This window comes from Streptococcus oralis subsp. tigurinus, assembly GCF_002093575.1.
GTDB classification, from domain to species: Bacteria; Bacillota; Bacilli; order Lactobacillales; family Streptococcaceae; genus Streptococcus; species Streptococcus oralis_CH.
Map to the genome: position 1 here is coordinate 59,643 of NZ_LNVH01000008.1, position 6,615 is coordinate 66,257.

The 6,615-nt window shown below is 41.5% G+C and carries 6 protein-coding genes; all 6 read left to right on the plus strand.

The window, feature by feature from the left end; genetic code table 11:
• The first annotated feature begins 16 nt into the window (after window positions 1-16).
• The gene (locus ATE37_RS09520) at window positions 17-1,990 is read left to right on the plus strand and encodes a DHH family phosphoesterase (RefSeq protein WP_033605766.1); all 1,974 of its coding nucleotides are present in this window, start codon (window positions 17-19) and stop codon (window positions 1,988-1,990) included.
• Entirely contained in the window at window positions 1,987-2,439 is a 453-nt protein-coding gene (gene rplI / locus ATE37_RS09525; protein WP_000864202.1) for a 50S ribosomal protein L9, read from the plus strand. The genes ATE37_RS09520 and rplI overlap by 4 nt, the downstream gene beginning before the upstream one ends.
• A gap of 43 nt (window positions 2,440-2,482) precedes the next feature.
• Complete coding sequence (dnaB, locus tag ATE37_RS09530; protein ID WP_000852476.1) at window positions 2,483-3,835, plus strand: replicative DNA helicase; 1,353 nt, start codon at window positions 2,483-2,485, stop codon at window positions 3,833-3,835.
• Between the two features lies 1 nt (window position 3,836).
• Entirely contained in the window at window positions 3,837-4,112 is a 276-nt protein-coding gene (locus ATE37_RS09535) for a Veg family protein (RefSeq protein ID WP_001278166.1), read from the plus strand.
• A gap of 90 nt (window positions 4,113-4,202) precedes the next feature.
• A complete protein-coding gene (locus ATE37_RS09540) occupies window positions 4,203-5,324 on the plus strand; it encodes a CHAP domain-containing protein (protein ID WP_084868857.1) in 1,122 nt (373 codons plus the stop codon).
• A gap of 117 nt (window positions 5,325-5,441) precedes the next feature.
• A partial coding sequence (locus ATE37_RS09545) for an RNA polymerase sigma factor (protein ID WP_487042809.1) occupies window positions 5,442-6,615 on the plus strand: 1,174 nt, incomplete at its 3' end.

Genomic DNA, 6,615 nt, shown 5'->3' on the forward strand with positions numbered 1-6,615 from the left:
GCGCAAGAGGTTTAGAATGAAAAAAAATAATTTAACTCCGAATTCTGCGATTCTACTAGGGATTGCAACTTTCGGAACCTTAACAATGCTGATTATTTTTTCACAAAATAATGTTGTAACAATCAGTGTCTTGTTTTTATTTGTACTTCTTTATCTGCTTTTATTTGTCTGGCAAAAAAAACAGTATGAAAAGAGCGAAATTGAACAAATCCAATACGTAAATCATCAAGCTGAAAATAGCTTGAGTACTTTGCTTGATCAAATGCCGGTGGGAGTCCTGAAATTAGACTTATCTAGTGGCGAAGTGGAATGGTTTAATCCCTATGCTGAGCTGATTTTGACGAATGAAGAAGGGGAAATTGATGTTGAATTAATTCAAACCATCATCAAGGCTTCTGTTGGGAATCCTGGTTCGTATGCTACCTTGGGCGAAACACGGTATGCTGTTCATATGGACAAGGCTTCGGGTGTTTTGTATTTCTTTGATGTTTCTGGGGAGTACGAAGCGACTGTCGAATTGGTAACTAGTCGTCCAGTCATTGGGGTCATCTCAGTGGATAATTACGATGATTTGGAGGATGCGACGTCTGACTCTGATATCAGCCATATCAATAGCTTTGTAGCTAATTTTGTTTCAGAATTTGCTAGTAAGTATGCTATGTTTTCTCGCCGTGTGGGGATGGATCGTTTTTATTTATTCACAGATTACACAGTACTCGAGGAATTGATGAATGATAAATTCTCTGTTATTGATAGTTTCCGAGAAGAATCAAAACAGAGGCAACTGGCCCTAACCTTAAGTATGGGATTTTCTTATGGTGATGGAAATCATGAAGAGATAGGGAAAATTGCCTTGCTCAACTTGAACTTAGCAGAAGTTCGTGGTGGTGACCAGGTGGTGGTCAAGGAAAATAACGAAACCAAGAATCCTGTCTACTTTGGTGGAGGAACTGCTGCATCTATCAAACGTACTCGTACACGTACCAGAGCCATGATGACAGCCATTTCTGATAAGATTCGAAGTGTTGACCAAGTTTTTGTAGTCGGTCATAAAAATCTAGATATGGATGCTTTGGGCTCTGCTGTTGGTATGCAGTTGTTTGCAAGTAATATTATTGAGAACAGTTATGCTGTCTACGATGCAGACCATATGCCAGCAGATATCGAACGTGCTATTCAGTTCTTGAAGAAGGAAGATGTCACGAAACTTTTATCTCTTACAGATGCGATGAAGCTAGTTACAAACCGTTCATTATTGATTCTGGTGGATCATTCCAAGACGGCTTTAACCTTGTCAAAAGATTTTTATGATTTGTTCACTCAAACTATTGTTATTGACCATCATAGACGTGATCAGGATTTCCCTGAGAATGCAGTCATCACCTATATTGAAAGTGGAGCAAGTAGTGCCAGTGAGCTGGTCACAGAATTGATTCAGTTCCAAAATTCTAAGAAAAATCGTTTGAGTCGTATGCAGGCCAGTGTTTTGATGGCTGGTATGATGCTGGATACCAAGAATTTCACATCTCGCGTGACGAGCCGAACCTTTGATGTGGCTAGCTACCTGAGAACACGGGGAAGTGACAGTATTGCTATTCAGGAGATTGCTGCGACAGATTTTGAAGAGTATCGTGAGGTAAATGAACTCATTTTACAAGGTCGTAAGTTAGGTTCAGATATCTTGATTGCCCAAGCTAAGGACTCAACCACTTATGACACCGTTGTTATTAGTAAGGCTGCTGATGCTATGTTAGCTATGTCCGGCATTGAGGCTAGTTTCGTTCTGGCAAAAAATACACAAGGATTTATCTCTATCTCGGCTCGAAGTCGTAGTAAAATCAATGTGCAACGCATTATGGAAGAGCTGGGTGGTGGAGGTCACTTTAATCTAGCAGCTGCGCAAATCGAGGATATGAGTTTGTCGGAAGCGGGAGAAAAATTGACTCAACTAATCTTGGAAGAACTAAAGGAAAAGGAGAAAGAAGAATGAAAGTAATCTTTTTAGCAGATGTTAAAGGAAAAGGGAAGAAAGGCGAAATTAAGGAAATGCCAACTGGCTACGCTCAAAACTTCCTGATTAAAAAGAATTTGGCCAAGGAAGCAACTGCTCAAGCAGTGGGTGAGTTGCGTGGAAAACAAAAATCAGAAGAAAAGGCTTATGCTGAAATGATTGCTGAAGCAAAAGCCATCAAGGCTAAGCTTGAGGCAGAAGAAACAGTTGTAGAGTTTGTTGAAAAGGTTGGACCAGATGGCCGTACATTTGGTTCCATCACTAACAAGAAAATTGCAGAAGAATTGCAAAAGCAGTTTGGTATTAAGATTGACAAACGCAATATTCAAGTGCAAGCACCAATTCGAGCAGTAGGTTTGATTGATGTACCAGTGAAGATCTATCAAGATGTTACAAGTGTCATCAATCTTCGTGTAAAAGAAGGCTAAGTTTACAACTTCTTGACAAGATTGTAAAAGGAAGGAAAGTCGGATGGCAGAAGTAGAGGAACTGCGAGTTCAACCTCAGGATATTTTAGCAGAACAATCTGTTTTGGGGGCTATTTTTATAGATGAGAGTAAGCTCGTTTTTGTCCGAGAATACATTGATTCTCGTGACTTCTTTAAGTATGCTCATCGATTGATTTTCCAAGCGATGGTAGATTTGTCGGATCGTGGGGAAGCAATTGATGCGACTACAGTTCGGACGATTTTGGATAGTCAAGGGGATCTCCAAAATATTGGCGGCCTGTCCTATCTTGTCGAAATTGTCAACTCTGTACCAACCTCAGCTAATGCGGAATATTATGCTAAAATCGTAGCCGAAAAGGCCATGCTACGTCGCTTGATTTCCAAGTTGACAGAGTCTGTCAACCAAGCCTATGAAGCTTCTAAGCCTGCAGATGAAATCATCGCTCAGGCTGAAAAGGGGCTTATTGATGTTAGCGAAAACGCCAATCGTAGTGGGTTCAAGAACATCCGAGATATTCTAAATATCAACTTTGGGAACCTAGAAGTTCGGTCACAACAAACAACGGATATCACTGGTATTGCAACGGGTTACCGTGATTTGGACCATATGACGACAGGTCTCCATGAGGAAGAACTAATTATCCTAGCGGCGCGACCAGCAGTTGGTAAGACGGCCTTTGCCTTGAACATTGCTCAGAACATTGGGACTAAGTTGGACAAGACGGTTGCCATCTTTTCACTGGAAATGGGTGCGGAAAGTCTAGTAGACCGTATGTTGGCGGCCGAAGGCTTGGTGGAGTCTCATTCTATCCGTACGGGTCAATTGACTGATGAGGAGTGGCAAAAGTATACCATTGCTCAAGGGAACCTAGCCAACGCGAGTATCTATATCGATGATACGCCAGGGATTCGGATCACGGAAATTCGTTCGCGGTCACGCAAACTGGCTCAAGAAACGGGCAATCTAGGATTGATTTTGATAGACTATCTACAGCTTATTACAGGGACTGGTCGTGAGAACCGCCAACAAGAAGTTTCTGAAATTTCTCGTCAGTTAAAAATTCTAGCCAAGGAATTGAAAGTTCCAGTCATTGCTCTTAGTCAGTTATCTCGTGGAGTGGAACAGCGTCAGGATAAGAGACCAGTCTTGTCTGATATTCGTGAATCGGGTTCTATCGAGCAGGATGCGGATATCGTAGCATTTCTATACCGTGACGACTACTACGATCGTGCGGGTGAAGAAGAGGAAGGAATTCCAAATAACAAGGTTGAGGTTATCATCGAGAAAAACCGTAGTGGAGCTCGCGGAACGGTGGAATTGATTTTCCAAAAAGAATACAATAAATTTTCAAGTATTTCAAAGAGGGAGGCATAAGATGTCAGATGCATTTACAGATGTAGCCAAGATGAAAAAAATCAAAGAAGAAATCAAGGCGCATGAGGGACAAGTCGTTGAAATGACTTTGGAGAATGGCCGTAAGCGCCAAAAAAATCGATTGGGTAAGCTAATTGAGGTTTATCCATCTCTATTTATCGTTGAATTTGGGGATGTTGAGGGAGACAAACAAGCCAATGTCTATGTCGAATCCTTCACCTACTCAGATATCTTGACAGAAAAGAACTTGATTCGCTATCTAGACCAAGAATCATAAAATGAAGTGAGCTTTGCTCACTTTTTTCTTTTTCTCCCGAATAGTATAAACGAGGGTAACCTCGGAAATTTATATTATTAAGGAGAATGAATGACGTTTTTTAAATCAGGAGTTAAGAAGAGTGGATATACTCAGTTGGGTGTAGGGCTGGCTACTTTGTTCGTTACAAGTACCTTTTTGTTTGGTGGGGAATCGGTTCAGGCTGATAGTGTAGCGCGTGGAGATGATTATCCGCTTCACTACAAAAATGGTAGTGTTGAAATTGATCAGTGGCGGATGTATTCTCGCCAGTGTACCTCTTTTGCGGCCTTTCGTTTGAGTAGTGTAAATGGCTTTGAGATTCCTCCTGCTTACGGAAATGCAAATGAATGGGGACATCGTGCAAGGCGAGAAGGCTACCGTGTGGATACTAAGCCAGAAGTTGGGGCTATTGCTTGGTCGACAGAAGGTTATTATGGGCACGTGGCCTGGGTATCAAATGTGTCAGGGGATACGATTGAAATCGAAGAGTATAATTATGGGATTCGAGAAAAGTATAACCGTCGAAAGGTCAAGGCTAGTTCGATGACAGGTTTTATTCATTTCAGGGATTTATCCGCTAACCATAGTGTGAGTGAGAGTTCTCGTAACTCAGAGCTTCCGTCCAGCGGGACAATAGTATTCACAGGGAAATCGCCGATTATGGACCAACCGTCAAGTACAGGACAGGTTATTGACTACTATTATGCTGGTGAGAGTGTAAGCTATGACCAGGTTATTGAAAAGGATGGATATAAGTGGCTCGGTTATTTGTCTTATAGCGGTTCTAGAAGATATGTGCAGTATGAAAAGTTAAGCAATACAGAGAATGGGTGGAAAAAAGAAGAAGGGAGTTGGTATTACCGAGAGAATGGTAAGCTAGTGACAGGATGGAAAAAAGTTAACGGCAATTGGTATCATTTAAAAGAAAATGGGGCCATGTCAACTGGATGGATTAAGGATGGCTCTCACTGGTATTATCTAAAGGCTTCGGGTGAGATGCAGACAGGATGGCTCAAGGAAAATGGAACATGGTATTATTTGGAGAGTTCAGGGGCTATGAAGTCTAGCCAGTGGTTCCAAGTAGGAGGAAAGTATTACTACGTCAATGCTTCAGGGGCTTTAGCTGTTAATACGATTATTGATGGCCACAGACTCGACAGTGATGGGGTAAGAACAGGAAGTATTTCTTAAACATCGTACAGACTTTCTTCTTGTTTATAAAATTTTAAAAGCTATAACAAATTAGTTGACGTTATTTATATAGTATAATATAATAACATTAAAAAACTATAAAAGGTGCTTTGTCTAATGGACAAGAAGAAAGTTATTTTAACAAGTTTAGCAAGTGCAGCTGTATTGGGTGCTAGTGTACTCGTTTCACAGCCTTCAGTAGTTAAGGCAGATGAAGGGAAAGCAGAAGAGCAGGCAGTTGTTCCTGCACAACCACAAGCTGGAGCAGAAGGGGAGAGCGGTGCTCAAACTGAAAAGGGATCAGAAAACGCTAGTCCAGTTAATCCTGACGCGACAAATCCAGCTAAGATGACCAAAGAAGATGCAGCTGAAGCTGTGAAGGAATATATCGGTAAGATGTATATTTCAGATACTCTTGAGTCTGGAGAGCTTAGCTTAGATAATATCATCGCTGAATTGCCAGAAGGTGCAGAAGATAAGGCTGTGGTAACAGGTCCTGAAGTTCAAACTAATAAAAAATTATCTACTGAGGAGAAGGCTCTACTAGACCAGGCTGAAAAAGATGCCAAAGAACAAGTGTCTCAAGCGACGGATGCTCTAGTTCAAGCCCTAGAATCTCTTGAAAATGCTGTAATTGAAGATATTAAAAAAGACGCTTCAATCACCGATAAAGAAACGGCCATCAAAGAAGCCAAAGAAGAGATCGGTAAAGAAGACCTTTTGAAGGCTATCGCAGATGAGGATTTGGAGATTGGTGATGTTATTGTAGACTGGCCAGCAGATACGAGCGAGCACAAAACAGTAGTTGAACCTGTATCAGAATTCACAGATGAAGACCAAGCTAAGTTAGACGAAGCTGATAAAGAGGCTCAGGTTGATGCAGCTAAAGTTCGCTCAGATTTAATCGCTACACTAGAAAAAATTGAAAGAGAGACAATCGACGATATCAACAAAGATGCCACTATCACTGATAAGGAAGCAGCAATCAAGGCGGCTAAAGAAGTGATTGGCAAGGACGCTATCTTGAAAGCCATCGAAGATGGCGACATTGATGCCTCAGACTTATTGGCAGATTTCTTGGCAGAAGACAGTGAACAAGTAACACCGGCCGAATCAAAAACTCAATCTCAACTTTCAAGCCAAGACCAAGCCAAACTTGCTGCAGCAGATAAGGAAGCAGCTGAGGAAGCCAAGAAAGAAGAAGAGGCTAAACAAGCTGCAGAAGCTAAGGCTCACAGCGAATTGTTGACTGCCCTTGAAGGTATCGAAAAATCAACCATTGATGACATCA

What these genes read in the sequence shown, in the direction of transcription:
- ATE37_RS09520 (WP_033605766.1), top strand. Translation starts at nt 17, where the DNA reads ATGAAAAAAAATAATTTAACTCCGAATTCTGCGATTCTACTAGGGATT.
- rplI (WP_000864202.1), top strand. Translation starts at nt 1,987, where the DNA reads ATGAAAGTAATCTTTTTAGCAGATGTTAAAGGAAAAGGGAAGAAAGGC.
- dnaB (WP_000852476.1), top strand. Translation starts at nt 2,483, where the DNA reads ATGGCAGAAGTAGAGGAACTGCGAGTTCAACCTCAGGATATTTTAGCA.
- ATE37_RS09535 (WP_001278166.1), top strand. Translation starts at nt 3,837, where the DNA reads ATGTCAGATGCATTTACAGATGTAGCCAAGATGAAAAAAATCAAAGAA.
- ATE37_RS09540 (WP_084868857.1), top strand. Translation starts at nt 4,203, where the DNA reads ATGACGTTTTTTAAATCAGGAGTTAAGAAGAGTGGATATACTCAGTTG.